The sequence below is a fragment of the Streptomyces nanhaiensis genome, from assembly GCF_046614825.1.
Taxonomy (GTDB): Bacteria; Actinomycetota; Actinomycetes; order Streptomycetales; family Streptomycetaceae; genus Streptomyces; species Streptomyces radiopugnans.
The window spans coordinates 1-1590 of sequence record NZ_JBKJFM010000330.1; the positions used below are offsets into that span (position 1 = coordinate 1).

At 78.4% G+C, this 1590-nt stretch carries 2 protein-coding genes and 1 riboswitch; both genes read right to left on the reverse strand.

Annotated elements, in window-relative coordinates; genetic code table 11:
• Positions 1-634 (reverse strand): bifunctional diaminohydroxyphosphoribosylaminopyrimidine deaminase/5-amino-6-(5-phosphoribosylamino)uracil reductase RibD (gene ribD, locus ACLIYP_RS30380; protein WP_412716289.1); only part of this gene is annotated, 634 nt, incomplete at its 3' end.
• Between the two features lie 210 nt (positions 635-844).
• Positions 845-975, reverse strand: a riboswitch (FMN riboswitch).
• Positions 976-1288: 313 nt separating this feature from the next.
• Entirely contained in the window at positions 1289-1462 is a 174-nt protein-coding gene (locus tag ACLIYP_RS30385; RefSeq protein ID WP_412716290.1) for a hypothetical protein, read from the reverse strand.
• Positions 1463-1590 lie beyond the last annotated feature (128 nt).

Consider the following 1590-nt stretch of genomic DNA (forward strand, 5'->3'; position numbering starts at 1 on the left):
CGCGCAGCGGCTGGACGGCGCCGGAGACGCCGCGCACCGCGAGGTGGGGGTCGTCGGCGCGGGCGGTGCCGGAGCCGACGAGCACGGCGTCGGCCCCGGCGCGCAGCCGGTGGACGTCCGCGCGGGCCTCGCCGGAGGTGATCCAGCGGCTGGTGCCGTCGGCGGCGGCGGTACGGCCGTCGAGGGTGGCGGCGTACTTCCAGCGCACGTACGGGCGGCCCAGGCGCACCGAGGTCAGCCAGGGCGCGTTGACCTCGGCGGCCTCCTTAGCCAGGAGGCCTCCCTCGACGTCGATCCCGGCGGCGGCCAGGGTGTCCGCGCCGCCGCGGGCGGCGGGGGTGGGGTCGGCGACGGCGTAGACCACCCGGGCGACGCCGGCGTCGATCAGGGCCCGGCTGCACGGGCCGGTGCGGCCGGTGTGGTCGCAGGGTTCCAGGGTGACGACGGCGGTGCCGCCGCGGGCCGCCTCGCCGGCCTCGGCGAGGGCGTGGACCTCCGCGTGGGGGCCGCCGGCGCGCCGGTGCCAGCCCTCGCCGACGATCCGCCCGGCGGCGTCGAGGACGACGCAGCCGACGACGGGGTTGGGGCTGGTGGAGCCGAGGCCGCGGGCGGAGAGGGCGACGGCGCGGCGCATGGCGTCGCGTTCGCGCTCCCGCGCGGTGGGCGCTGCGGCTTCGGTGGCCACCGGGTCCTCCTGCCTCTTCGGGCACGGACTCCGGGGCGGTACGGGAAAACGAGCGGTCTCGCGGGGCGGGCGGTACGCCGGGCGGCGGGCCGGATCCGGGGCCCGCGGTGGGCGCCCGAGGATCCGCCTGCGGCGGCGTACCGGCCGTCTCGCGGCCCGCCGCGCACTGCCTCCCATCCGGACTTTAACCGTCGGTCCAGGAATTTCACCTGGTCAACCGGCCGCTGGCAGCGGTCGGGTCGCGGACTGTAACCGCCGGTTCGGACTTTCACCGACCCCGGAGTGCGCTTGACGTTGGTACGCGACCAGTGTGCCATGTCCGGGTCGAGCGGCGCCGGGGAAGGGCTGTGGGCTGACTCACAGGGGCCGTCTCCCGGGAGGGCCGCGGACGGAGCGCCGCGTAAGGGCAGGGCGGAGGCCGTGCGGTGGACGCGGAGACGAGCCGGGACGAGGGGTTCCGGCGCCACCGGCGAACGGGGCGGGCGCCGGCGGGGCCTGGACGCCCGCCGGGGCCCCGCACCGGCGAACCGCCCCCGCGGCGGCAGCCGTTCGCACCGCGTCACCCCGTCACCGCGTCTCACCGCGTCACCCCGTCACCGCGTCTCACCGCGGGGTGAACAGCTCCCGCCGTGCCGCGTCCAGGGCCGTCACCAGGCCGCCGCCGAGCACCGGGCTTCCCTCGACGGTGCCGCACAGCACCTCGGTGGCCAGCGGGGACATCCCGGCCAGACGGCCGGCCACCCGTTCCGCGAGCGGCTGCCCCCCGGCCCGTCCCACCTCACCGCCGACCACTCCACGGTCAGGGTCTCGCCCGTCCGCCGCCGGCGCAGCCCGCCGCCGCCGCGGCGCACGAAGACCTTGTCGATCAGCCAGTCGCGGCGCCCGGGGACCTGGGTGAGGCCGAC